The organism is Sphingopyxis sp. NFH-91, assembly GCF_021401285.1.
Lineage (GTDB): Bacteria > Pseudomonadota > Alphaproteobacteria > Sphingomonadales > Sphingomonadaceae > Sphingopyxis > Sphingopyxis terrae_A.
In genome coordinates, this window is the sequence record NZ_JACBGA010000003.1 from 208,939 (window position 1) to 230,950 (window position 22,012).

At 64.4% G+C, this 22,012-nt stretch carries 24 protein-coding genes; 12 read left to right on the forward strand and 12 right to left on the reverse strand.

Annotation, left to right across the window (positions count from 1 at the left end; translation table 11 throughout):
• Positions 1 to 5 precede the first annotated feature (5 nt).
• The 4 genes from L0963_RS09140 to L0963_RS09155 all read right to left on the reverse strand — a co-directional run bounded on the left by L0963_RS09140 (position 6) and on the right by L0963_RS09155 (position 3,284).
• Complete coding sequence (locus tag L0963_RS09140; RefSeq protein WP_234179263.1) at positions 6 to 1,379, reverse strand: M20/M25/M40 family metallo-hydrolase; 1,374 nt, start codon at positions 1,377 to 1,379, stop codon at positions 6 to 8.
• An 84-nt stretch (positions 1,380 to 1,463) separates the two neighbouring features.
• Complete coding sequence (locus tag L0963_RS09145) at positions 1,464 to 1,655, reverse strand: DUF2945 domain-containing protein (RefSeq protein ID WP_234179264.1); 192 nt, start codon at positions 1,653 to 1,655, stop codon at positions 1,464 to 1,466.
• Between the two features lie 26 nt (positions 1,656 to 1,681).
• The gene (locus tag L0963_RS09150) at positions 1,682 to 2,077 is read right to left on the reverse strand and encodes a bactofilin family protein (protein ID WP_086457467.1); all 396 of its coding nucleotides are present in this window, start codon (positions 2,075 to 2,077) and stop codon (positions 1,682 to 1,684) included.
• 1 nt (position 2,078) lies between these two features.
• A complete protein-coding gene (locus L0963_RS09155; RefSeq protein WP_062901181.1) occupies positions 2,079 to 3,284 on the reverse strand; it encodes a M23 family metallopeptidase in 1,206 nt (401 codons plus the stop codon).
• 242 nt (positions 3,285 to 3,526) lie between these two features.
• Here L0963_RS09155 and L0963_RS09160 point away from each other — a divergent pair, with 242 nt between their 5' ends.
• Positions 3,527 to 4,939 (forward strand): methyltransferase family protein, encoded by a 1,413-nt coding sequence (locus L0963_RS09160; protein WP_234179265.1) that lies wholly within the window; start codon positions 3,527 to 3,529, stop codon positions 4,937 to 4,939.
• A gap of 19 nt (positions 4,940 to 4,958) precedes the next feature.
• Here the strand turns inward: L0963_RS09160 and nth are convergent, their stop codons facing one another.
• The 3 genes from nth to dapB all read right to left on the reverse strand — a co-directional run bounded on the left by nth (position 4,959) and on the right by dapB (position 7,577).
• Positions 4,959 to 5,615, reverse strand: coding sequence for an endonuclease III (gene nth, locus L0963_RS09165; RefSeq protein ID WP_234179266.1), 657 nt, complete (start codon positions 5,613 to 5,615; stop codon positions 4,959 to 4,961).
• Positions 5,612 to 6,772: a M48 family metallopeptidase gene (locus tag L0963_RS09170; protein ID WP_234179267.1), complete on the reverse strand. Its 1,161-nt coding sequence runs from the start codon at positions 6,770 to 6,772 to the stop codon at positions 5,612 to 5,614. The genes nth and L0963_RS09170 overlap by 4 nt, the downstream gene beginning before the upstream one ends.
• Positions 6,773 to 6,851: 79 nt before the next feature.
• Positions 6,852 to 7,577 (reverse strand): 4-hydroxy-tetrahydrodipicolinate reductase, encoded by a 726-nt coding sequence (dapB, locus tag L0963_RS09175; RefSeq protein WP_062901184.1) that lies wholly within the window; start codon positions 7,575 to 7,577, stop codon positions 6,852 to 6,854.
• Positions 7,578 to 7,704: 127 nt separating this feature from the next.
• Between dapB and L0963_RS09180 the strand changes: the two genes are divergently transcribed.
• Complete coding sequence (locus tag L0963_RS09180) at positions 7,705 to 8,409, forward strand: NAD-dependent deacylase (protein ID WP_234179268.1); 705 nt, start codon at positions 7,705 to 7,707, stop codon at positions 8,407 to 8,409.
• A gap of 3 nt (positions 8,410 to 8,412) precedes the next feature.
• Here L0963_RS09180 and tadA read toward each other — a convergent pair whose 3' ends face one another.
• On the reverse strand, positions 8,413 to 8,868 hold the full coding sequence (gene tadA / locus L0963_RS09185) for a tRNA adenosine(34) deaminase TadA (RefSeq protein WP_062901186.1): 456 nt from the start codon (positions 8,866 to 8,868) through the stop codon (positions 8,413 to 8,415).
• A 129-nt stretch (positions 8,869 to 8,997) separates the two neighbouring features.
• Here tadA and rpmB point away from each other — a divergent pair, with 129 nt between their 5' ends.
• Complete coding sequence (rpmB, locus tag L0963_RS09190) at positions 8,998 to 9,291, forward strand: 50S ribosomal protein L28 (RefSeq protein ID WP_003050690.1); 294 nt, start codon at positions 8,998 to 9,000, stop codon at positions 9,289 to 9,291.
• Positions 9,292 to 9,328: 37 nt separating this feature from the next.
• Here rpmB and L0963_RS09195 read toward each other — a convergent pair whose 3' ends face one another.
• Positions 9,329 to 10,330 (reverse strand): esterase-like activity of phytase family protein, encoded by a 1,002-nt coding sequence (locus L0963_RS09195; protein ID WP_234179269.1) that lies wholly within the window; start codon positions 10,328 to 10,330, stop codon positions 9,329 to 9,331.
• A 173-nt stretch (positions 10,331 to 10,503) separates the two neighbouring features.
• Here L0963_RS09195 and L0963_RS09200 point away from each other — a divergent pair, with 173 nt between their 5' ends.
• From L0963_RS09200 to L0963_RS09230, 7 genes are all read left to right on the forward strand, one after another.
• Positions 10,504 to 10,905, forward strand: a complete 402-nt coding sequence (locus L0963_RS09200) for a glycine zipper 2TM domain-containing protein (RefSeq protein WP_062901188.1) — start codon at positions 10,504 to 10,506, stop codon at positions 10,903 to 10,905.
• Between the two features lie 175 nt (positions 10,906 to 11,080).
• Positions 11,081 to 12,172: a Ppx/GppA phosphatase family protein gene (locus L0963_RS09205; RefSeq protein ID WP_082819843.1), complete on the forward strand. Its 1,092-nt coding sequence runs from the start codon at positions 11,081 to 11,083 to the stop codon at positions 12,170 to 12,172.
• Entirely contained in the window at positions 12,169 to 12,891 is a 723-nt protein-coding gene (locus L0963_RS09210) for an RlmE family RNA methyltransferase (RefSeq protein WP_062901190.1), read from the forward strand. Before L0963_RS09205 ends, L0963_RS09210 begins: the two co-directional genes overlap by 4 nt.
• Before the next feature lie 4 nt (positions 12,892 to 12,895).
• A complete protein-coding gene (locus L0963_RS09215) occupies positions 12,896 to 14,356 on the forward strand; it encodes a S41 family peptidase (RefSeq protein WP_234179271.1) in 1,461 nt (486 codons plus the stop codon).
• Positions 14,357 to 14,375: 19 nt separating this feature from the next.
• Positions 14,376 to 15,539, forward strand: a complete 1,164-nt coding sequence (locus L0963_RS09220) for an iron-containing alcohol dehydrogenase (RefSeq protein WP_234179273.1) — start codon at positions 14,376 to 14,378, stop codon at positions 15,537 to 15,539.
• Positions 15,540 to 15,799: 260 nt separating this feature from the next.
• Positions 15,800 to 17,068 (forward strand): tyrosine-type recombinase/integrase, encoded by a 1,269-nt coding sequence (locus tag L0963_RS09225; protein WP_186401279.1) that lies wholly within the window; start codon positions 15,800 to 15,802, stop codon positions 17,066 to 17,068.
• Positions 17,069 to 17,391: 323 nt separating this feature from the next.
• Positions 17,392 to 17,910 (forward strand): DUF305 domain-containing protein, encoded by a 519-nt coding sequence (locus tag L0963_RS09230; protein ID WP_003046339.1) that lies wholly within the window; start codon positions 17,392 to 17,394, stop codon positions 17,908 to 17,910.
• A 189-nt stretch (positions 17,911 to 18,099) separates the two neighbouring features.
• On the opposite strand, the gene chrA is transcribed toward L0963_RS09230, so the two are convergent.
• Complete coding sequence (chrA, locus tag L0963_RS09235) at positions 18,100 to 19,308, reverse strand: chromate efflux transporter (RefSeq protein WP_234179275.1); 1,209 nt, start codon at positions 19,306 to 19,308, stop codon at positions 18,100 to 18,102.
• Here chrA and L0963_RS19890 point away from each other — a divergent pair.
• Together L0963_RS19890 and hutC are read left to right on the forward strand one after the other, a co-directional pair.
• A complete protein-coding gene (locus L0963_RS19890) occupies positions 19,307 to 19,654 on the forward strand; it encodes an alpha/beta hydrolase (protein ID WP_156001166.1) in 348 nt (115 codons plus the stop codon). The two genes, chrA and L0963_RS19890, sit on opposite strands and share 2 nt — an antisense overlap.
• Before the next feature lie 181 nt (positions 19,655 to 19,835).
• Positions 19,836 to 20,570, forward strand: coding sequence for a histidine utilization repressor (hutC, locus tag L0963_RS09240; RefSeq protein WP_051066410.1), 735 nt, complete (start codon positions 19,836 to 19,838; stop codon positions 20,568 to 20,570).
• 6 nt (positions 20,571 to 20,576) lie between these two features.
• Here hutC and L0963_RS09245 read toward each other — a convergent pair whose 3' ends face one another.
• Both L0963_RS09245 and L0963_RS09250 read right to left on the reverse strand, forming a co-directional pair.
• Positions 20,577 to 21,308, reverse strand: a complete 732-nt coding sequence (locus tag L0963_RS09245; protein WP_003046347.1) for a PepSY domain-containing protein — start codon at positions 21,306 to 21,308, stop codon at positions 20,577 to 20,579.
• Positions 21,305 to 22,009 carry a PepSY domain-containing protein gene (locus L0963_RS09250; protein ID WP_003046351.1) on the reverse strand — a complete coding sequence of 235 codons (705 nt, stop codon included), beginning with the start codon at positions 22,007 to 22,009 and terminating at the stop codon, positions 21,305 to 21,307. The genes L0963_RS09245 and L0963_RS09250 overlap by 4 nt, the downstream gene beginning before the upstream one ends.
• Between the last annotated feature and the right edge of the window lie 3 nt (positions 22,010 to 22,012).

Here is a 22,012-nt window from a genome sequence, read left to right on the forward strand (position 1 = left end):
GACGATTATTTCGCCAGGTCGCGCAGCAGGCTGTCCCAATGCGCAAGCGCGCCGGGAATGGCGTTGACCGGCACCCTCTCGTTGAGCCCGTGCGCGTAGCTGTCGCTCGCCTTCGAAAACAGACCCGCGACGCCATAGCTCGGAACGCCCAGCATACGGAAATGATAGCTGTCGGTCGCCCCTGCGCTCATCGACGGGATGATCGGCAGGCCCGGGAAGCGCCCATGGACGGCCTTCGTCACCGCCGCCATGACATCGGGGCGCAGCGGCGAGGCGTCGCTCGCGCTCGCGTCGGGATCGGGCTTCACCGCCACCGCGGGGTCGGCGATCACGCGTTCGAGTTCGGCGCGCACCGCCTCGACAGGCACGCCAGGGAAGATGCGGCAGTTGATATTGGCGGTCGCCCGCTGCGGCAGGGCGTTTTCGGCGTGACCGCCGTTGACCAGCGTCGGGACGCAGGTGGTGCCGATCTGGCCGACATATTCAGGATCGGCGGTAATCGTCGCGATCGCCGCCGCGTCGGCGGGGTTTGCGGCAAAGGTCTTGAGCGCTGCGCCGATCGCACCGCCGACCTGATCGGCAACAATCGGCATACCGACCTTGGTCAGTTCGTTCTGCTGCGGCTTGAAATGATGGGCGCCCACCTTGGCGAGTGCATTCGACAATTGAACGATGGCATTGGTCGGCGACGGGCGCGAGCTGTGACCGCCGGGGTTCGTGACCTCCAGCGTGAAGTCGGCATAGGTTTTTTCGCCGGCCTGCAGAGCGTAATATTGCGCCTTGCCGTCTTCACCGATCAGGCCGCCGCCGCCGTCGCCGTTGAGCGCGAGTTCGGCGCCCTTATATTTGGCGGCGAGCGCACGCGTCGTCATCATCGACGTTTCCTCGTCGCCCGACAGCAGCAGGATGATCGAGCGCTTGGGCTTGAAGCCGTCCTTCCTGAGCTGCGCCATGGCGGCGACCATCATCGCGACGTCGAATTTATTGTCCTCCGACCCGCGCCCGAAAATATAGCCATTCTCCTCGACCGGCACGAACGGATCGCGCGTCCAGTCCTTCGCGTCGGCCTCGACGACATCCATATGGCCGAGCAGCAGGATCGGCTTTTCCTTCGTCGTTCCCTGCAGCGTGGCGGCGAAGGTCGCGGTTTCGCCCATCGGGGTGATGACGATGTCGCTGTCGGCATAGCCCGCCGCCTTCAGCACCTCGGCATAATAGGCCGCAAGTTCGGGCACCTTGCCGCGTCCCGCGACGGTCGGGATCGCGACGCTGTCGATCAGGATCTTTTTCGCGGTACCCGCATCGGCGGGTTTGGCATGGACGGGCGCGGCGGCCAGCAAGGCGGCGGCGAGGGCGAGCGGAGCGGTAAGGGTGCGCATGGTTCGCGACTATGGCGTCTGCGCGGGGGCGCGCAAGACCCGAAGTTGGGCAGATCCCCCCTGCCCCCCAATCGCCGCCCGCGGTCAAGCCGGCGCGAGTTCACTCGCAAGCTTGAGCACGCAGCGCCCGTCGAGCATTTCGATCAGATAGGCGGGATCCCCCGCGCTCCCGTTGCGCACGATCCGGCTACCCTTGATCGTGCGTTCGACGCGGCGGTCGAAGCGCTCGGCGATCACGCCGCGACCTTCGCCGCGGCCCCATTGCCAGCACACCATCGTGCCGACCGGAAAATCGCGGTCGGTCAGGCGCCGAACGAGGCCGGCTTTTCGCCGACGACTTCGAGCGCCGGAGGCGCCTTGGCCGCACCCGCGCGGCGGTGCGACAGCTTGCCGTCGACCTTGCCGCCATTTTCGATCGTGATCGTTTCGTAGGTCACGTCGCCGGTGATCCGCGCGCTGGCGTGGATGATCAGCGTCTTGGCCTCGATCGACCCGTCGACCAGACCCGCAAGCTTAGCGGTTTCGGCGACGACACCGCCCTTGATCTCGCTCGCCTCGCCCTGGACGAGGTTGGCGCATTTCAGGTCGCCCTCGATCTTGCCGTCGACGTGCAGGTCGACACTGGCCGACACATTGCCGGTGATGACCACATCCGACCCGATGATCGAGAAAGTGGTATGACGGGCGCCGGTCGCCATCTTAGCGGGCACCGGCGGAAGCGAGGGCGCCGACCCGCTGTCGGGCGTCGTCTTTGACTTTGAGAACATCGGCTTTGGCCTCCAGAAAACGCCGCGGATTGACCGCGACCCCGTTCAAACGGACTTCGAAATGCAAATGGCTGCCGGTCGAGCGGCCGGTGCTGCCCATGCGGGCGATCTGCTGCCCCGCGGTGACGCGGTCGCCCACTTTGGCGTTGAAACCCGACAAATGGGCGTAGCGGGTCAGGATACCCTGACCATGATCGACCTCGACGACATTGCCATAGCCCGACTTCTGGCCGACGAAGCTGACACGCCCGGGCGCGGCGGCGAGGATCGGCGCGCCGATCGGCCCCGGGAAATCGAGCCCCGCGTGCATCGCACCGGCGCCGGTGAAGGGATCGCTGCGATAGCCATAGCTCGATGAGAGCATCAGCACATGCGCCGGCTGACCCGAAGGAATCGCGACGAGGGTGCGTTCGAACACTTCCATACGGAACAGCGCGCCTTCGAGCGCGGCGAAGCTGGTGCCGAGCGCGCCCGCATTGCCGCCGCGGCGCTGGAAGGGGATGAGCGGACCACCACGACCCGACGAGGCGTCGCGAACGAGCGCGCGCGGATCGAGCCCGAGCTTGGCGACCGCGCTTTCGGCCTTGGCGGCGCGGGCGTTGACCGCGGCGAGCAGGCGCGACGAAAAGGCCTCCTGCCGCGCCTCGATGCGCGCGAGCGCCTGTGCTTCGGGGGGCAGGCGCGGATCGATGGCGCTGGTCTTGAGCGGCGTCGCGGCGTCGCCGTCGGCTTTTGCACCATCGGCCGCCTTCGCCGGCGCGGGCAGCGCTTCGTTGCCGAAATAATCCTGCTGCCACTGTTCGAGCTGCTTTTGCCGCTCGTCGAGGTCGGCGGCGATTTCGCCGACGCGGTCGCGATAGCGCGCGATGCGCTGCTCGGCAGCCGCGGCAGCCGCCTGCTTCTGCGCGACTTCGGCTCGCTCGTCCGCGGTGAGCAGCTGGTTGACGAACACGGCGAGCGTAATCGCAGCCCAAGCGAGCAGCACCGCGCCAGCGATCAGCGCAACGCGCTTTTGCCAAACGGCGCTGATACGCAGAAACCGGACATGGCCGTGCGTGCGAATGAAGATTTCATGGTCCTGGAACAGCGCATTAAAACGCTGGCGCCAATGGCGCAGACCCGTCGATTGGGAAGACAAGCTACGACCCCGTCTTGTTGTTCTGATGGAGCCCTCCGCCCCGACTTGGTGGGGCCTTTACCAGCGCCGGCGGGGCATCGCGACTCTTCAGCGGCCGAGTCGGGTTGAATCGAACCTGACTCGCGGTGAACGGTGTCAAACCGTCGCAACTATTATCGATCGGGCGGCATTTTCGCCGCGAATCGGGGATTATCGTTGACGGCTTGCTTACCATTTTGGCCTAGGACGAGGGGGTGACCCATATGCCCGATCTTGCCGTTCCGGCGGCCGCCGAGACGGCGGCTGACGCCATCGAAGCGCCCGCTTCGCGCCCCCGATCGGCGGTCAGCGCCGGGGTCGGGATCGTCGGTATCCTGGGCCTGTTTTCCTATCTGCTGATCGCGCGCTACGCGCCCGAAATCGCGGCCTATCTGGGCGTCGACTGGGGACAGCGCGGGCCGATGAACGGCCCCAATTCGGCGATCGCCAGCGTCCTTGCCTGCGGCGTTCCGATGGTGCTGTGGTCGCTGTTCGTCGACAAGGTGCACCGCAATCCGTCGACCGGCATCGACTGGTCGCTGCGCCGCCCGTGGCGCGAGACGGTCGACATCAGCCTGACCAAGATCGCCGGGCTGTGGACGACCTGGGCACTGATCGCCGGATTCTATGCCGTGATGCGCTATTATTGGGAGGGCAATTACGCCTTCTCGATGGACCTGCTCGAACGGGTGGTGCCGTGGCTGCTGCTCGTATCGGTGCCCTATATGCTGTGGCTCGACCGCCGCATGGTCGAACCGCGCGACGGCTGTTACCAGTTCGGACGCTGGCTGATCGCGCCGCGCCAGTCGGGCCGCGCCCAGCCCGTCGATGGGCGCGCGATCGCGCATCATCTGCGCGCCTGGGCGGTGAAGGGGTTTTTCACCGCCTTCATGCTGTCGATCGTGCCGGGCAATTTCTCGTCACTGGCCAGCGTGCCGATGCGCGACGTCCTCGCCAATCCCTATATGACCGGCATCTGGACGATCAACCTGCTCTATCTGGTCGATGTCCATGTCGCGACCGTCGGCTATATCCTGACCCTCAAGCCGCTCGACGCGCATATCCGTACCGCCAATCCCTATGGCATGGCGTGGGTCGCGGCGCTCGTCTGCTACCCGCCCTTCATTCTGATGAACGGCGGGCCGCTCGATTATACGGTGAACGGGTCCGACTGGGGCTATTGGCTTCAGGGGCACGACACGCTGATGACATTGTGGGGCGTGGCGCTGGTATTTCTGGTCGGCATCTACGCCTGGGCGACGATGGCGTTCGGCATCCGCTTTTCGAACCTGACCCACCGCGGCGTCATCACCCACGGCCCCTATGCCTTCACGCGGCACCCCGCCTATGTGTCGAAGAATCTGAGCTGGTGGATCGGCTCGCTGCCCTTCCTCGTCACATCTGGCAGCGCCGCCGACGCGGTGCGCAACACCATCCTGCTCGCGGCGGTCAGCGGCGTCTATTACTGGCGCGCCAAGACCGAGGAAAAGCATCTGCTCGGCGATCCCGCCTATCAGGCCTATTGGGCCTGGGCGCAGCGCCACGCCCTCGTCCCGCGCCTGTTCGCGAAGCTGAGTGGCCGCGCATTGCCGCGGATACGGCTCGATCCCGATCCGCGCGTCGGGCCGGTCGCCTGACCGCCCGGCGGACGCGCTATCAGGGAGCCTGCCAGCCCTTCGGGGCGGGCGTCTTGGGCTTGTAACGGCACAGATCGGCAACGGGGCAGCGCCAGCATTCGGGGGTGCGCGCCTTGCAGATATAACGACCGTGCAGGATCAGCCAGTGGTGCGCGCCGACGCGAAAGGGCTGCGGCGTTTCCTTGTCGAGCTTTTTTTCGACCGCGAGAGGCGTCTTGCCGGGCGCAAGGCCGGTGCGGTTGCCGACGCGGAGAATGTGCGTGTCGACCGCAAAGGTTTCCGCCCCGAAGGCGCAGTTCATGACGACATTGGCGGTCTTGCGCCCCACGCCGGGCAATTCGACCAGCGTATCGCGGTCGGCGGGCACTTCGCCGCCATGGTCGCGGACGAGAATTTCGCTGAGCGCGATGACATTCTTCGCCTTCGCGTTGAACAGCCCGATCGTCTTGATGTGCTGTTTGAGGCCGTCTTCGCCAAGGTCGACCATCTGCTGCGGGGTCTTCACGTCCTGAAACAGTCGCCGCGTCGCCTTGTTCACCCCGACATCGGTCGCCTGCGCCGACAGCACCACCGCGACGAGCAGCTGGTACGTGTTGCCAAATTCCAGTTCGGTTTCCGGACTCGGGTTGAGTTCGGCAAGGCGGCGATAGAATTCGAAGATGTCGGCCTTCTTCATTCGGCCGCGGGCGGGTGCGCCGCCTTCCAGTCCATCGCGACGCGCACGCGCCGTTCGACCGAAGGATGGTCGTAAAAGATCGTCTCCTCGACCGCGCCGGGGCGCGGGTCGCGATATTCGGCGGTCTTGACGAGCGCGGTGGCAAGCGCATCGGGCCGGTTTTCGGTCTTGAGCGAATAAAGGTCGGCCTCGCTCTCGTCGATGCGGATGAGCGTGTTAGTGATCGGCAGGGTGACGAGGCCGAACAGCGACAGGAAGAAAATCAGGACAGGAAAGCCGCGCGGATCGCCGATCTCGGCATCGCTGCCGAACAGCCGTGCGAGGCGCGGAAAGAGCCGGTCGGCCAAAAAGAAAAGCAGCACCGCGAGCGCCGCAAAGACGAAAACCATGCGCCAGATATGGCCGAGCACATAATGGCCGATCTCGTGCCCCGTCACCGCGCGCACCTCGTCGAGCGAGGCCTTGCCGATCGCAACGTCCGAGATCGCGATGCGCGCCGAATGACCGATGCCCGAGACATTGGCGGTGAAATTGTTCGATTGGCGCGATCCATCGAACATATAGATACGGTCAGCGGGTATGTCGGCCTTTGCCGCCATCTCGACGAGCGCATCGCGCACCGGCCCATCGGGAACCGGTGTATATTTGTTGAACAAAGGCTCGATCGCGATCGGCGCGACGAGCAGAAACGCCGAAATGGCGATCGCCGCCAGCCCGCCCGACCAGATCCACCAGCGCTTGCCCGTGCGCCGGATCAGCGCATAGACGCCGAGGAAGAAGAGCCCGCCGAGCAGCGCGGTGATGACGGTCGAGATCGCCGCCTGACCGAGCCAGTCGCCGAGCGGCTGGCTGGTGCGATCATAGGCGGTCTCGCGAATCCAGCCGGTGTAAATGTCCCACGGCAGAGTGACGAGCGCCGAAAGCAGGAAGAAGACCGCGCACAGCACCCAGGTCCGCAGTGCCCAGCCGCGCCGCGCCAGACGCGTATCGATGCGATCGAGAACCCGCAGCCGCACGAAAAGCAGGGTCACGGCCGCCGCGACGAGCAAGCCCCACAAGAGCAGCCAGTGATTGCCGTGCGTATAGGCGGCCGCCTTCGCCAGCGCCTGCGGCCCGAGGCTGTCGATGTAGCCCGCGGTTTCGGCGGCTGGGTTCATCGCGATATCTCCCCTCAACTTTGGCAGCGATGCCGTATTAGGAGAGCAATACGCCGAAATCGGCGCGCCGCAAGCCCGTTCAGAGGCCGAGCACCTGCGGCATCGTGTAGCGACCCGGCGGCTGGTGGATCAGCCACAGCGCCGCCCGCACCGCGCCGCGCGCGAAGATCATGCGGTTTTCGGCGCGATGCGACAGAGTGATCATTTCCTCCGGCCCGGCGAAGATGACATCATGGTCGCCCGCGATGGTCCCGCCGCGCAGCGATGCGAAGCCGATCTTGCCATGGCCACGCGCCCCGGTGACGCCATCGCGGCCACGTTCGGAGCAGCGGTCGAGGCTGATGCCGCGCCCCTCGGCGGCTGCCTGACCAAGCAGCAGGGCGGTGCCGCTCGGCGAATCGACCTTCATCCGGTGATGCATTTCCAGCACCTCGATATCCCAATCGGCGTCGAGCCGCGCCGCCGCCTCGCGCACCAGATGCGCAAGCAGCGTGACGCCAAGCGAAGTATTGCCCGTCTGGAGCACCGCGATATCCTTCGCGGCATCGTCGATCAGATAATGGTGACGCTCCTCAAGCCCCGTCGTGCCGATGACGATGGGCTTCCTTGCGGTAATGCAGGCGTCGAGCGTCGCCTCCAGCGCCCCCGGCGACGAGAAATCGACGAGCACATCGGCGGCGGCAACGAGCCGTGCGACATCGCCGCCCTTGTCGACGCCGCAGCTGCGCTGCCCCGCCTCCGAAATCGCGGCGGCGAGCGCGACGCCCATCCGTCCCTGACTGCCGATGATGCCGATGCTCGTCATGACGCGTCCCCTTACCCCATCCCCCTTAGCGCTTCCGATCGCGCAAAGTCGAGGCGCGGCTCGCCCGGCACGGGCCGGATTGATGAAAAAGGATGAAGCCGCCAGTGCGTCTCGATAGAGAGGCCGCATGAGCGGCGTCCATAACATCGTGATCCTGACCGGCGCGGGCGTGTCGGCCGAAAGTGGTATCGACACCTTCCGTGACGGCGGCGGGCTTTGGGAACAGCATCGGGTCGAGGATGTGGCGACGCCCGAAGCTTTCGTCCGCGATCCCGATCTGGTCCACCGCTTTTACGATGCGCGCCGCGCCGCGATCCAGACCAAACAGCCCAACGCCGCCCATGCTGCGCTGGCACGGCTCGACGCGCATTGGCCCGGCGAGTTGCTGATCGTCACGCAAAATGTCGACGATCTGCACGAGCGCGCGGGCGCGAAGCGGTTGATTCACATGCACGGCGAACATCTGAACGCGTGGTGCACCGCGTGCGACCGACGCAGCCCATGGTCCGGCACGTTGATCGACCGGCCCGCCTGCCCGGCGTGCGGCCTGGTCGGCTATCTGCGCCCCGACGTCGTGTGGTTCGGCGAGATGCCCTATAGGATGGACGACATATATCGCGCCATCAACCGCGCCGACCTGTTCGTTTCGATCGGCACCTCCGGCGCGGTCTATCCCGCCGCGGGTTTCGTGCGCGAGGCGCGGCAGGCGGGTGCCCGCACGCTCGAGCTCAATATGGAGCCGAGCCAGGGCAGCTATTGGTTCGACGAGGCGCGGCAGGGACCGGCAACGCAGCTGGTACCGCAATGGGTCGATCAATTGCTGGGGCTCTGACGGTCAGCGACGCGCCGCGAAGAAATCGCGGAGCAACATCGCCGCTTCACCGGCACCGATCCCGTCGTAGATTTCGGGACGATGATGGATCGTCGGCTGCGCGAAGACGCGCGGACCATGCGCGACCGCCCCGCCCTTCGGATCGTCGGCGCCATAATAGAGGCGCGCGATGCGAGCATGGGCGATGGCACCCGCGCACATCGCGCAGGGTTCCAGCGTGACATAGAGGTCGCAGCCGTCGAGCCGCTCGTTGCCGAGCTTCGCCGCGGCCGCCCGAATCGCCACAATCTCCGCATGCGCGGTGGGATCGTGCGATTCGCGCGGGCGGTTATGGCCTTCGGCCACGATCGCACCGTCCTTGACGACGACCGCACCGACCGGCACTTCGCCCCAATCTGCGGCGATCCGGGCAAGGTCGAGCGCGCGGCGCATGGGTTCGGGAAGGGGGAAAGAGGGCATTTCCTACCGCTAATCGCTTGACGAATCTCCGGCAAGCCGATAAGCGCGCGCCTTTCCCGGCCCACCCGGTCCCTTCGGCGCCTTTCGCGCCAACCGGCACGCCGCCCAGATTTTGTGAGGAAGAAGACGATGTCGCGCATTTGCGAACTGACCGGCAAGGGCCGCCAGGTTGGCCACAATGTCAGCCACGCCAACAACAAGACCAAGCGTACCTTCCTGCCCAACCTGCAGAATGTGACGCTGCTGTCGGACGCGCTCGGCAAGGGCGTGAAGCTGCGCGTGTCGACCCACGGCCTGCGTTCGGTTGAACATAATGGCGGCCTCGACAACTGGCTGATGAAGACCGGCGACAATCTGCTTTCGGACAACGCCCGCAAGATCAAGAAGGAAGTCGCGAAGAAGCTGGCCGAAAAGGCCGCCTGATTCGTCCTTCGACGTGCTGCGACAAAAGGCCGCCGGTTTACCGCGCGGCCTTTTTGCTGCCCGGCAGGTCGACGAGTTCGAATTCGACGAGCAGGCTGCGCTGCCAGGCGTTGAAATTATTGTCCGCGACGAGCCAGACGAACGTGCGGCCATCCCTCCGCATAACGGCCGCCCCTTCATAATTGTCGGCGAGCGGCGCCGGAACCTGACCGATCGCCACCGACCGGACGACAGCGTCCTTCGCAATATCGGCGGGGTCGACGATCGCGAGGATCGTCGTGAAGATCGGGGAGAGGCCCAGCCGCCGGTGAACGAGCAGAACGCGGCCGTCGGGTAGCGGCGCGGCATCGCTGACCAGCCCCTTTCCTTCTGCCTCATAGAAGAAGCGCAGCGGCGCCGGCCCCGGTGCGGCCGGGTCGCCCGTGTAGAGCAGCGCCTCTCGTCCCCGCGGATCGCGGTGCGCGTCTTCGGAAAAGATCAGGGTCCGGCCGTCGGCCAACCGTGCCATCGCCTCCGGCCCGCTGTTCGACGGCCAGGCCGGTTCGGGCAAGGCGCGGCGCGATTCGATCTTCGTCAGCGCCGGATCGAGCCGCCAGACCTGATTGAGCCCTTCGAGCGCCAGCCAGGTCCGGCCGCTTAGCGGGTCGACCAGCATCGATTCGACGTCGCGCTGCGATTTTTTGCGCTCGCCGCCGGTCGGGGACGGCCCGGCCGGTGACGGAATCGTGCCGATGTGCGCGGCGCGCGGCCGGCCGTCTTCGGTCAGGGTCATGCGGACCAGGACGCCGTTATCCCCGGCTAACTGAAACCGGTCGGGGCCGGTCAGCGCCAGCGCGGAAAAGCCGCCGAACATGGCATTGGGGCTGACGAGCTGCCAGCCGCGCACGAAGCGCAGCGTTCCGGTCTGGTCCGCCGGATAGACCAGGGGCCGCGCCTCGATCCGTTGCGAGGTGCGGTCCATGACACGCAGCCGCTGCTCGGTTCCGGGCAGCGGGCCAAGCAAAAGGAAGATGGCGGCGGCGGAGAGAAGGCGGCGCATCGCCGCGGCGATAGGCCCGAACCTTCCTCGCAGGCAAGCCCGGTGTCCGGCGCGCGAAGCTGAACAAATGCCAACAATGGCGTTCAGGCTTCCCTCAAGACGAATCGGGCAAAACCCTTTCATCGACCCACCGCCCGCACCGGGCAGACGCAAGAGATTGAAGGAGAAAGACGATGAAAAAGATGATGACGCTCTCCCTCGCCGCCCTGATGTCGACCGCGACGCTGGGCGTGGCGACGCCGGCCGCCGCCCAGCAGGGCTATTACGACGGCAGCTATGGCACCTATTACAGCGGCTATGGTCGTGACGACCGTCGCCACGACCGTTACGAGCGCCGCTATGACCGCCGCGACTATCGAGCCGACCGCCGCTACGATCGTCGCTACGACCGCCGCAATTATCGCCAGTGCGACAATGGCACCGGCGGCACCATCATCGGCGCGATCGCGGGCGGCCTCGCAGGCCATGAAATCGCCGGCCGTGGCGACCGCACCGTCGGCACGATCATCGGCGGCGCCGTCGGCGCCATCGCCGGCCGCGCCATCGACAAGGGCAATGACGGCTGCCGTCGCTAAGGCAGGCCCGAGCCCCAACAAAAAACAGTCTCCCTTGCCCCGTCCGGCCCCGCGCCGGGCGGGGTTTTGCTGCGCCATGCGCCTTGCCATCGCGGCGGGCCGCGCCTAGGTTCGGTCCCAAGTGCACACCCGCGGCTGATCGCGGGTGGGTGAGTTGAGACAGGTCATTTAAATCATGCGGCAAATGGCAGCGCCATCGGGCCGACCGCCGCGGTCAGGACAGGCGGCAAAAGGACGAAACAAGACGGCACCGCCCCCGCGGCCCGTGCCGGTCGTACGGCCGCGCAGCTATGCCGCCATCGACCTTGGCACCAATAATTGCCGTTTGCTGATCGCGCGCCCGCAGGAGGGCGAACTGGTCGTCATCGACGCTTTTTCGCGTATCGTGCGCCTCGGCGAAGGGCTGCACAGCACCGGCCGGATCAGCGAAGCCGCGATGGACCGCACCGTCGCCGCGCTCGCCATCTGTGCCGACAAGCTGCGCCGCCGCCATGTCACCCTATCGCGCGCGGTGGCGACCGAGGCGTGCCGCCGCGCCGCCAACGGGGTCGAGCTGGCCGACCGGGTGCGCCGCGAAACCGGTATCGTACTCGACATCATCTCCGCCGCCGAGGAAGCGCGACTTGCCGCGCTGGGTTGCCACAATCTGATGGAACCCGGCGACGGTCCGGCGCTGATCTTCGACATCGGGGGCGGTTCGACCGAGCTGATGCACGTCGATATATCCGACCATGATGTTGCGATCCGCGACTGGATCAGCGTGCCGTGGGGCGTCGTCTCGCTGACCGAACATGCGCCGCCAGCTGAGGATAATCTCTCGGCCCGGCAGGCGAGCTATGCCCATATGCGCGCGGTGACGCGCGAGGCCTTCGCCGGTTTCGCCGAACGGGTGAAGTGCTACGAAGGCCAGCCGCTGCGTTTGCTCGGCACGAGCGGCACGGTAACGACCCTGGCGAGCGTCTTTCTTGATCTGCCTCGGTACGATCGGCGCGCGGTCGACGGGCTGGTCGTTCCCACCGACGCAATGCGCGACATCAGCCGCCGGCTCGCCGAGGCGAGCCTCGACGACCGTGCCGAAATCGCGTGCATCGGCCGCGAACGCGCCGATCTGGTCGTCGCGGGCTGCGCGATCCTTGAAAGCATCATCGATCTGTGGCCCGCATTGCGCGTCGGCGTTGCCGATCGCGGTATTCGCGAAGGGATATTGCGCACGCTGGCGATGCAGGGGCGCGACATTCCAGTCACCCGGCGCGAGTATCGCAAATGAGCGGACGCAAGGGCGGAGGCGGGGGCGGAAGCGGGCGCGGCGGACTGCACGAGCGCGTCAAGACCGCGCGTCGGCGCACCGCATCCTCGACGCGCTGGCTGCAGCGTCAGCTCAACGACCCTTATGTGCGGCGCGCGCAGGCCGAAGGCTATCGGTCGCGCGCCGCGTACAAGCTGATCGAGCTCGACGACAAATTCGGCTTTCTCAAGAAGGCGCGTGCGGTTGTCGATCTGGGCATCACGCCTGGCGGCTGGTCGCAGGTGGTACGCAAGGCCAACCCCCGCGCGCGCGTCGCCGGTATCGACCTGCTCGCCTGCGAACCGATCGAAGGCGTTGTGATCCTCGAGATGGATTTCATGGACGATGCTGCCCCCGACGCGCTGATCGAGGCGCTCGGCAGTGCGCCCGACCTCGTGATATCGGACATGGCGGCCAACACCGTCGGCCACCCGCAGACCGACCATCTGCGTACTATCGCTCTCGCCGAGACGGCCGCCGATTTTGCGGTCCAGACGCTGTTGCCCGGCGGTGCCTTCGTCGCCAAGGTGTTCGCCGGAGGCGCCGACCGCGAATTGCTGATGCTGCTCAAGCAGAATTTCGCGAGCGTGAAACATGCCAAGCCGCCTGCAAGCCGCAAGGGGTCGCCCGAGCTATATGTGATCGCGCAAGGGTTCAAAGGACGCGGCGATAGCGCGCCGGAGCATGACGAAGGGGAGTAGGGACATGGCGAAACCGAGGGTGCCGCTGACCGCATTGACGATGGCGGCGCTGATGCTTGCCTCGTGCGGCGGAGGAGGAGGTAGCAGCACGGCGGGGAGCGGGCCGGTAACGGTCACCCCGACACCCAGCCCGACCCCCACGCCCGCAAGCTGCGGTCTGTCGGCACAGCAGTCCTTTGCCAAGTCGGTGATCGACGAATGGTATCTCTTCCCGAACGATGTCGCGACGAACGTCAATCCGGCCAGCTATTCGACGGTGCAGGATTATATCGACGCGCTGGTGGCGCCTGCGCGAGCGCAGAGCAAGGATCGCTATTTCACTTACGTCACCTCGATCGCCGAAGAAGAGGCCTATTATAGCAGCGGGTCGAGCGCCGGTTTGGGCGTCCGCCTGACTTACGATCCCTCGACCCAGCGCGTGATTATCGCCGAAGCCTATGAAGGCGCCCCCGCCCTCGCCGCCGGGATCGATCGCGGCACGCAGATATTGGCGATCGGGACCAGCGCCGCCAATCTGCGCAGCGTCGCCGACATCGTCGCGAGCGAAGGGACCGCGGGCATCACCAATGCCCTGGGGCCAAGCGATCCGGGCGTTACGCGCCTGCTGCGGATCAGCGATGCAGGCGGCACCCGCGATGTCAGCGTCACCAAGGCCGACTATAATATCGACCCCGTGTCCGACCGCTATGGCGCCAAGGTGATCACCGAAGGCGGCCAGAGCTATGGCTATATCAATCTGCGGACCTTCATCAGCTCGGCCAATGATCAGTTGAAGGACGCTTTTCTGAATTTCCGCAGCCAAGGGATCACCAATGTCGTGGTCGATCTGCGCTACAATGGCGGCGGCCTTGTGGCGACCGCAGAGTTGTTCGGGGACCTGCTCGGCCGCAACCGCGCGGCAAGCGACGTCTTTTCGCGGACCAGCTTTCGCGCGTCGAAATCCGCGAACGATGAGACCCACAATTTCACGCCGAGCACGCAGTCGATCGCGCCGACGCGCATCGCCTTCATCGGCACCGGATCGACTGCGTCGGCGAGCGAACTCGTCATCAACGGCATGCTGCCCTGGCTCGGCACCAATATGACGCTCGTCGGCAGCAACACCTATGGCAAGCCGGTGGGCCAGATCGCGCTCGACAAAAGCGAATGCGACGAGCGGATGCGCGTGATCGCCTTTTCGACGGGCAATGCGAGCGGGCCGAGCGACTATTTTACCGGGTTGGCGCCCAAGATAGCGAACAGCTGTGCGGCCGCGGACGATCTCGATTATCCGCTCGGCGACGTGCGCGAGGCATCGGTACGCGCCGCAATCGATTTCCTGTCGGGACAAAGCTGCGCGGCGCACATCGCAAGCGCATCCGCCGGCATCGCCGCGCGCAACTTCGCCGCCGCACCGGCCGCGCCGGAGATGCTGATGCCGGCCGACCCCCGCGCCGCGCAGCGCGAATTGCCGGGCCTGTTTTGACGCTGCGGCGCGAAGGAGCATGACCATGGCCTCGATCTTCCTGCCGCGGTCGATCCGCATCGGCGGCGGCACGATCGCCGAGCTGCCGGCGGCGCTCGCCCAGTTCGGCCTCGCCGCTCCGGCGATCCTGACCGACCCCTTCCTGGCGCAAAACGGCACGCTCGAGCGGCTGCTCGCGATCCTTGACGACGCAGGGATTGCGGCGCGCGCCTATTGCGACGTCATCTCCGACCCCACGGTCCCATCGGTCGAGGCGGCGCACGGCTTTGTCGCCGAAGGCGCGCATGACTGTGTGATCGCGCTCGGCGGCGGCAGCCCCATCGATACAGCGAAGGCGGTGGCTGTGCTCGCCGTACGCGGCGGCACGATGCGCGCGCGCAAGGTGCCGCATCAGGAAGATGCCCCCGCCCTGCCCATCGTCGCGATCCCGACCACCGCCGGCACCGGATCCGAAGCGACCCGCGTGACGGTCATCACCGACGAGACCAATGACGAAAAGATGCTGTGCGCGGGCCTCGCCTATCTGCCGACCATCGCGATCGTCGACTATGAGCTCACCCTGACCAAGCCGCTGCGCCTCACCGCCGACACCGGGATCGACGCGCTGACGCACGCTATCGAGGCTTACGTGTCGCGGCTCGCCAATCCTTTCTCGGACGGCATGGCGCTCGCCGCGATGCGTGCGATCTGGCCCAATTTGCGTACCGCCTGCGCCGAACCCGGCAATCGCGCCGCGCGCGAGGCGATGATGGCGGGGTCGCTGCAGGCCGGAATCGCCTTTTCGAACGCCTCGGTCGCCTTGGTCCATGGCATGAGTCGCCCGATCGGCGCGCATTTCCATGTCGCGCACGGCCTGTCGAACGCGATGTTGCTCCCCGCCGTCACCGCCTGGTCGGCACCGGCGGCGCTGCCGCGCTATGCCGACTGCGCGCGCGCGATGGGGCTCGCGGCAGAGGGCGAAGGCGACCAGGCGGCCGTGGCGCGGCTGGTCGAAGCGCTACGAGACGTCAACCGCGACCTCGCGGTCCCCACCCCCAAAAGCTATGGCATCGACGAAGCGCGCTGGAGCGAATTGCTGCCCCTGATGGCCGAACAAGCGCTCGCATCGGGATCGCCGGGCAACAATCCCCGCATCCCCGACACCGCGACCATCGAGGCGCTGTACCGCGAAGCGTGGGCCTGACCGGCCCGCCGTTGAAATTCCGATGTCAGCGAAGAATGGAGCGGGCGAAGGGATTCGAACCCTCGACCCCAACCTTGGCAACTTGAACGCGATTCGCTTCGGCTTCTTCTTTTTCTACGCTATCGCCCTATAATTGCTTCTTTTCTTGATATCTATCCTACGACGCCCTATCCTCGCCTAGCCGCTGAAACACCGTACAGCGCTGACAATTTGCTGACAATGGCTCGATCCGAGATTTTGTCAGCAAGGGGATTAATAGCATGCCGACGAGCAAGTTGACAAAACGCACGATCGACGCGGTCATTTCGCCGGCCTCGAAACAGCTCATCTATTGGGACACCGAGATTAAAGGATTCGGACTTCGCGTTCTCCCATCGGGCCTGAAGACCTTCATCGTTCAATACCGCAATGCAGAGGGCATTCAGCGCCGGATGAACCTCGGCCGTTTCGGCGTTCTCACGGTTGAACAGGCGCGCGATCTGGCCCGGCTCAAACTGGCCGCCGTCATAGTCGGACAAGATCCGGCCGATGACGCTCGTCAGTCGCGCAATGCGATGACGGTCGCGGAGATGTGTGATTGGTATATCACGGAAGCCCGCGCCGGAAACATTCTCGGCCGGAAGAACCTTCCCATTAAGTCTTCATCGCTCGACATGGACGATAGTCGTATTCGGACCCACATCATTCCCTTGCTCGGAAAGCGCGTGGTCAAGCATCTGAAGATCGCAGATGTCGAGCAGATGCAGACAGACGTGAAGAACGGAAAGACCGCGAAGCCGCGAACCGGAGGACGTGGCGGCAAAGCGACCGGTGGCCCCGGTGTTGCCGGGCGGTGCGTTGGCACTCTTCAGGCGATTATCGCGCATGCCAAGCACAAGGGCCTGCTGGAGGTTCACCCGACGCATGGCGCAAGAAAGCTTGCCGGGAAAAAGAAGACGCGGCGGCTTAGCGTCACGGAACTCGAATTGCTCGGGAAGGCGATTGCCTACGCCGAGATCAATGGCGAGAATCCGGTTGCGCTCGGCGTGTTGCGAACCTTGCTGCTGACTGGATATCGCCGACAGGAAGCGCAGGCTATGCATCACGACTGGCTACATGCAGATCGTGGATATGTGGCCTTTCCGGACACGAAAGGCGGCGCGCAAATTCGCGCCATCGGGCCTGCCGCGATCCGAGTACTCGTCGCGCAAGCCGGCATTGCCGGCAATCCCCACATGTTTCCATCGGCAGTGGGAAGCGGGCCCTTCACCGCCGTTAGCGAATGCCTCAAACGGGTTTGCGGTCTTGCGGGAATAAAGGGCGTCACTCCGCATACGCTTCGGCACACGTTCGGCAGCGTCGCCGGCGATCTTGGTTTTTCCGAACTTACGATCCGCGCCATGCTCGGCCATGCGTCGCAGAATGTCACGCAAGACTATGTCCACATCGACGAAGCTCTGAAGTTGGCTGTGCAGCGGACGTCGAACGAAATCGATCGCCTGCTCCGTCGCGGCGCAGCAATGCTTCGAACCACTGATCTGGCAGCGTAAACGCCACGCTGAAAAGGAGCAGGTCCGCCGCCGACTCCTCGAATGAGATAAATGCCCTTACTCATTGGTCACCCCTCTCGTTGTAAACGAGATGCGCCAGGATCACAGCCATTGGCCACTAGCCATCCGTCAGTGTTCAGACTGGAATCCGGCAAGATCGGTCAGCATTTGGAAGAACTTCGCGGATAGAGAACTGGCCCACCAGGACGCGACTCGCGGTGAAGAATGATCGCCGAAAGGGAACAGAGTTCGGTCGTCCGGCATTCATTCCATAACCCGCAATCGGAATTGCTTTGCCGCATCATACGAAAGGAGCAAGAGCCATGAACGGCGACATGAAAAAGCATGGATCGAGCTACGGCCGGTTTGCGGCGATGATCGCGACGTCGACCATTGTCATGTTCGGCCTGATGTATCTGAACAGCTACGCACTCGATCATATTTACTACAGCCAGACGAGAACCTGGATGGCGGTCTATATGGGCGCCGTGATGGCCATCATCATGCTTGGCTTCATGTGGTCGATGTACAATAACCGCCGAATGAATGCGATCATCGTGGCCGCCAGCCTGATCGTCTTCGCAACCTCGTTATGGCTCGTTCGCAGCCAGCAAACCGTCGACGATGTTTCCTACATGAAGGCGATGATCCCGCATCATTCGATCGCCATCATGACCAGCGAACGGGCGAAGATTCGCGATCCCAGGGTCCGCAAGCTCGCCGATGGCATCATCGAGGCGCAGGTTCGGGAAATTGATAAGATGAAGGCATTGATAGTGGATCTCGAGCGGCATCCGATTGCCGCAGACGCGCCGTTGCTGCCCGATTACAGGGAGCGATAGATCCAGCGCAAAATCATCTGGTCCGGCGGCAAATCTCGCATCTTTTGCGAGACCGGATGATGCCGGCACAGCTGGGTAAAATGCCGAGCAGCCATCAACCGCCATTCGTACCGCAGGGATGCGCCATCCCCATTATTTCATCTCCGAGCTTGTTCGCGCCAGATTCGCGTCCGAGATTATGTATCGCAACTATATGACTGCAAGTGCCAGCGCGGCTCCAACGTTCCCAGCAACGAGCGCGAGCGGAGGGCAGCGAAATCGCAGCACAATCAGCAATCCGACGCCCACTATTAGAGCATCGGCGAAAGATTTTACGCCGGACGTCCAGAGCGGGTCATAAAGCGCGGCCGCCAGAATGCCGACGACGACCGCATTGACCCCCATGATCGCGGCCTGCGCGCGAGCATTTTTTGCGATCGCCGCGCGAAACGGCAACGCGCCCGCGACGAGCAACAGCCCTGGCAGAAAAATTGCGACGATGGCGATCAGTCCGCCTGCGAGTGGCGCATCCGGTGAGCCGACGGCTCCGAGATAGGCCGACAGTGCGAACAATGGTCCTGGCAGAGCCTGCGCCGCGCCATAACCGGTCAGGAAAGCCGTATCGTCCACGAAACCCGGGACCAGTTCAGCGTGGAGCAACGGCAGAACGACGTGACCGCCCCCAAATACGAGCGCCCCGGCGCGATAGAAAATACCCGCAAGCTCGAAGAGCGAGCCGCCCCGCCCGGCAACCGGGAGAAGGAGAAGAATAGTGGCAGCCCCCGTCAGCATCAGGAAACTGGCTCTGCGCGTCGGAATCCACCCGCCATTCCCTATGCTGGACCGGACTTTCGGCGTGCAAACAAGCAGCCCGGAAAGAGCGCCAAGCGCAATGAATCCGATCTGCGTCACAGGCGACGCCAGAACCAGCATCCCCGCCGCCGCGGCCAAAGCGATGGTTCGGCGAGACCAATCGGGCACAAGGGTCCGCGCCATCCCGAAAAGCGCCTGAGCCACAATGGCAACTGCGGCAAGTTTCAGGCCGTGCAGCACTGCAGTCGCCATGTCGCCTTCGAGATGGCCGGCCATCGCGGCAAAGCCAAACATCAGCGCTGCCGAAGGAAATGTAAATGCCGTCCATGCGGCAAGCCCGCCCAACGGACCTGCGCGCATCAGGCCGAGCGCAAACCCCGCCTGGCTCGAAGCGGGGCCAGGAAGGAACTGACAGAGCGCCAGCAACTCGGCAAAACCGCTGTCGTCGATCCAGCGACGACGGATGACAAGCTCGTCACGAAAATAGCCCAGATGTGCAATCGGCCCACCAATCGACGTCACCCCGAGCTTCAGGAAGGCCGCAAATACTTCGCGGGCACTGCCAGCGCGAACAGATGGCCGCTCGTTGCCCGATATATCATCCATGCCTCCAACTAGTCTCACTGTCTTCTCAACTCAATTGGCCGGTACACAAACCGCTCCGCGGATTGGTGCTAGCGGCAATGTAAAGCGGCCCATCAAGCACCTCCATGCACCACAGGACGCGCAGCGTGCGATCCGCCTGGTCCGCTCGCGCGCCGACGAACTCAAGATCGGTCCCCATAAGATTGGTGTCATAGGCTTCTCAGCCGGCGGGTATGTGGTCGCCCAGACCAGCAATATATTAGAAGCAGCCTATGAGCCGGTCGACGAAACAGACACAGGGAGCAGCCGGCCTGATTTTGCCATCGCGATGTTCCCCGGCCACCTTTGCCGAGCCAGGTTTCTTTGAAAAAAGGAGCACGCCGCTGCGCTCGACGAGCGGACAAGGACGCTCGTCATTTCGTTGCGACATCGACGATTGGCAGCCTTCTCTTTTAACTAGCTGGGAAACCGTGAAGTTGTATAGACGACCTATGAGTCCTTCGCCCACTCGGAAGCCCAAAGTTTCAATGCCCAAGCCCCGAGAGGCAATGCCTTCCCTCGACCATGCCGGTGATGAATCGACACCACGCTACGTTGTTATCAAGCAGAGTATTTCCGACGCCGTTCGCGATGGTCGCCTCCAACCAGGCGACCGTGTTCCCTCGGAAGCAGAACTAGTTCAACAATTCGACGTTTCGCGCATGACGGCGAATCGTGCTCTCCGCGAGCTACAGGCTGCCGGAGTTGTCGTGCGGCGCGCTGGAAGTGGCTCGTTCATCGCGGAGCCGAGGCCGATCGGCCAGATGATCGAAATCCGCAACATCGCCGAGGAAATCCGCGAGCGAGGTCATGCCTATCGTGCCCGCGTGATCCAGAACCGGGAAGAGCGCGCCAATGTCGACACGGCGGCGCTGCTCGAAGTTTCGGTAGGGACCAAATTATTCCATTCGATCATCGTCCATCACGAGGCCGAATTCCCGATTCAGATCGAGGAGCGTTTCGTCCTCGCGTCGATCGCGCCCGATTATGGCACGCTCGACTTCACACGGATGACACCGAACGAATATCTGACGTGCATCGCGCCGCTCGAACGGGTCGAGCACCGTGTCTGTGCGACGATGCCCGACGAACGAATGCGCGGCATGTTAGGGCTGTCCGCGAGCGAACCGGTACTCCAGATGACGCGCCGGACATGGAGCCGGTCGCGTCTCGTGTCGCATGCCTGGCTGACACACCCCGGCACCCGGTTCGAACTGTCGGCCGCCTTCTCGATCGACGATTGACGCCGATCAGCTGGTTCGAGCGACAACCACAGGTTTGCGACGGCGTAGCCAGCGGAAATCGGCGCGACTGAAGCTTTTGAACAGCAGGTAGAAGCCGGTTCCGGAAAGCCAGAGTACGCCGAAGGCGACGAAGATGATCAGCGGATGATTGAAGCTCTTCCGGTTGATATAATCCATATTGTGGAGCATCCAGAAGAAGTCCCATGTCCGCCAGGTATCGCCACGCATCACCAGGAAACGGGCGGTGTCGAGCGAAACATAGGCACTGCTGTTTTCGGCGTCCGCGAAATCGACGCGCCACATCGCGCCTTCATGGTCGCGCGATTCAAGATTGGGTTTGGCGAGCACACTTACGTTGCGGATCGGCGCCTCGTTCATCATCGCCGCGACATCGCGGGCGACCTGCTCGTCGACCCGAATATCCTCGCCGCTCGTCGCATCGACAAGGCGTGTGCCCCCGGCGGCGCGGACCTCATAGACCGGCCGCGCACCGAGATCGCGCAGAACCACGCCAGTGACGGGTTCGCCGCGCGGTAGGGCGGCGACATCGAAATATTCGCCGGCGGGCAGCGCGTGCGCGTGCGACATGCCGCCGCCGTGCCCTCCGACCTTGTCCTTGTCGAGCAGCGCCATCACCGAACCGCTGAGCGCCCAGAGCAGGAACTGCAGACCGAGGATCAGCCCCACCCATTTATGGATACGCCGGAAAAAGAGCGGGGTCAGCCGGATGCGTTTCATGCCTGCTTCCTTTTGCGGCGTTTGAAAGACCAGATCAGCAGCCAAGCGCCGGAGAGCGCCATCGCAAAGGCGCTCCAGGTCGCGACGCGGAGCAGCGGATTGTTGACGTCGGTCCGCTCGTCATAGTCCATAATATGCAGCATCCACGCGAAGTCGAAAACGCGCCACAGCGCGTGGCGGCGCGAGATGAGCTCACCCGTCGCCGGCGACAGATAGAGCGTCGGCCGGTTCCAGCCTTCGAACTCGACCTGCCAATACGGTGGCTTGCGCGCCTGCATTTCCTGAGGTGCCTCGGTCAAAAGTCGCACCGAGACGATCTTGCCGTCACCCGTGTAGATGCGCCGTGCCTGTTCGCGGACCTGGGACTCGGTCAGGGCAGGCAGCGGCGCACCCGAACGCGCGTCGAACAGGCGCGCGCCTTCAGGGGTCTCGGCGCGCCAGACCGGTTGGCCGAAAAAGCGCTGGAGACGGATTTCGGACACCCCCGGCGCGGCCGCGACGACCTTCGACGGCGCTGCGAGGCCATCGAGGTCGAAGGGCTGGGCCACCGGGGAGCGCACCAGATGATCGCCGTGGATGGTGTCGATGTGAACGACCACCATGTAGAAGCCGGTCAACGTCCAGAGCAAAGCCTGGACACCCACGACCAGCGCCAGCCATTTATGCGTTCGCCGAACGAGCAGCGGCCAACGTATCGCCATCTC

What these genes read in the sequence shown, in the direction of transcription:
- L0963_RS09225 (WP_186401279.1), top strand. Translation starts at nt 15,800, where the DNA reads ATGCCGACGAGCAAGTTGACAAAACGCACGATCGACGCGGTCATTTCG.
- rpmB (WP_003050690.1), top strand. Translation starts at nt 8,998, where the DNA reads ATGTCGCGCATTTGCGAACTGACCGGCAAGGGCCGCCAGGTTGGCCAC.
- L0963_RS09220 (WP_234179273.1), top strand. Translation starts at nt 14,376, where the DNA reads ATGACCATGGCCTCGATCTTCCTGCCGCGGTCGATCCGCATCGGCGGC.
- L0963_RS09140 (WP_234179263.1), bottom strand. Translation starts at nt 1,379, where the DNA reads ATGCGCACCCTTACCGCTCCGCTCGCCCTCGCCGCCGCCTTGCTGGCC.
- L0963_RS09230 (WP_003046339.1), top strand. Translation starts at nt 17,392, where the DNA reads ATGAACGGCGACATGAAAAAGCATGGATCGAGCTACGGCCGGTTTGCG.
- L0963_RS09205 (WP_082819843.1), top strand. Translation starts at nt 11,081, where the DNA reads ATGCGGCAAATGGCAGCGCCATCGGGCCGACCGCCGCGGTCAGGACAG.
- L0963_RS09200 (WP_062901188.1), top strand. Translation starts at nt 10,504, where the DNA reads ATGAAAAAGATGATGACGCTCTCCCTCGCCGCCCTGATGTCGACCGCG.
- L0963_RS09195 (WP_234179269.1), bottom strand. Translation starts at nt 10,330, where the DNA reads ATGCGCCGCCTTCTCTCCGCCGCCGCCATCTTCCTTTTGCTTGGCCCG.
- L0963_RS09215 (WP_234179271.1), top strand. Translation starts at nt 12,896, where the DNA reads ATGGCGAAACCGAGGGTGCCGCTGACCGCATTGACGATGGCGGCGCTG.
- L0963_RS09180 (WP_234179268.1), top strand. Translation starts at nt 7,705, where the DNA reads ATGAGCGGCGTCCATAACATCGTGATCCTGACCGGCGCGGGCGTGTCG.
- L0963_RS09145 (WP_234179264.1), bottom strand. Translation starts at nt 1,655, where the DNA reads ATGGTGTGCTGGCAATGGGGCCGCGGCGAAGGTCGCGGCGTGATCGCC.
- tadA (WP_062901186.1), bottom strand. Translation starts at nt 8,868, where the DNA reads ATGCCCTCTTTCCCCCTTCCCGAACCCATGCGCCGCGCGCTCGACCTT.
- L0963_RS09160 (WP_234179265.1), top strand. Translation starts at nt 3,527, where the DNA reads ATGCCCGATCTTGCCGTTCCGGCGGCCGCCGAGACGGCGGCTGACGCC.
- chrA (WP_234179275.1), bottom strand. Translation starts at nt 19,308, where the DNA reads ATGGATGATATATCGGGCAACGAGCGGCCATCTGTTCGCGCTGGCAGT.
- L0963_RS09150 (WP_086457467.1), bottom strand. Translation starts at nt 2,077, where the DNA reads ATGGCGACCGGCGCCCGTCATACCACTTTCTCGATCATCGGGTCGGAT.
- L0963_RS09250 (WP_003046351.1), bottom strand. Translation starts at nt 22,009, where the DNA reads ATGGCGATACGTTGGCCGCTGCTCGTTCGGCGAACGCATAAATGGCTG.
- hutC (WP_051066410.1), top strand. Translation starts at nt 19,836, where the DNA reads ATGCCTTCCCTCGACCATGCCGGTGATGAATCGACACCACGCTACGTT.
- nth (WP_234179266.1), bottom strand. Translation starts at nt 5,615, where the DNA reads ATGAAGAAGGCCGACATCTTCGAATTCTATCGCCGCCTTGCCGAACTC.
- L0963_RS09210 (WP_062901190.1), top strand. Translation starts at nt 12,169, where the DNA reads ATGAGCGGACGCAAGGGCGGAGGCGGGGGCGGAAGCGGGCGCGGCGGA.
- L0963_RS19890 (WP_156001166.1), top strand. Translation starts at nt 19,307, where the DNA reads ATGCCTCCAACTAGTCTCACTGTCTTCTCAACTCAATTGGCCGGTACA.
- L0963_RS09245 (WP_003046347.1), bottom strand. Translation starts at nt 21,308, where the DNA reads ATGAAACGCATCCGGCTGACCCCGCTCTTTTTCCGGCGTATCCATAAA.
- dapB (WP_062901184.1), bottom strand. Translation starts at nt 7,577, where the DNA reads ATGACGAGCATCGGCATCATCGGCAGTCAGGGACGGATGGGCGTCGCG.
- L0963_RS09170 (WP_234179267.1), bottom strand. Translation starts at nt 6,772, where the DNA reads ATGAACCCAGCCGCCGAAACCGCGGGCTACATCGACAGCCTCGGGCCG.